Origin of the sequence: Vogesella mureinivorans (assembly GCF_007644035.1) — a bacterium.
In the GTDB taxonomy this organism is placed as follows: domain Bacteria; phylum Pseudomonadota; class Gammaproteobacteria; order Burkholderiales; family Chromobacteriaceae; genus Vogesella; species Vogesella mureinivorans.
On the sequence record NZ_VMTV02000742.1, the window covers coordinates 1 to 412 of the forward strand.

The window sequence follows — 412 nt, forward strand, 5'->3', positions numbered from 1 at the left end:
TGTATCAAATGTCAAGCGGGTTGAGGTGTCGCGACAGCAGATTTGACGGGTTAGAGATATAGAGCGCAACGACAATTTAGGATCGCAACGACAATTTGGGATCGAAATGACAAGCTCAGATCGCGACGACAAGCTCAGATCGCGACGACAGCTTTAGATCGTCGTGACAGCAGCAGGACTTAGCGACCCTATAGGATCGCCTTTAAGGAGCGCGAGCTATGAGCAAGCTAGAAGCCGGACTTACTGGAGCGGTTCGTTGCGGCCCGTTTGCGATAGCTATCAGTTTTGATTTCCACAATCAAGGCATGATGTACTAAACGGTCTACGGCGGCGACCGTCATCATGGAATCACTAAAGATGGTATCCCAGGCACTGAAGGGTTGATTGGCCGTGATGAGTAAGCTTTTGCGCT

1 protein-coding gene is annotated in these 412 nt (G+C 50.2%); it reads right to left on the bottom strand.

Annotation, left to right across the window (positions count from 1 at the left end; genetic code table 11):
* Positions 1 to 227 precede the first annotated feature (227 nt).
* The coding region (locus FLQ44_RS18015; RefSeq protein WP_170253028.1) for an ATP-binding protein at positions 228 to 412 on the bottom strand (185 nt) is incomplete at its 5' end.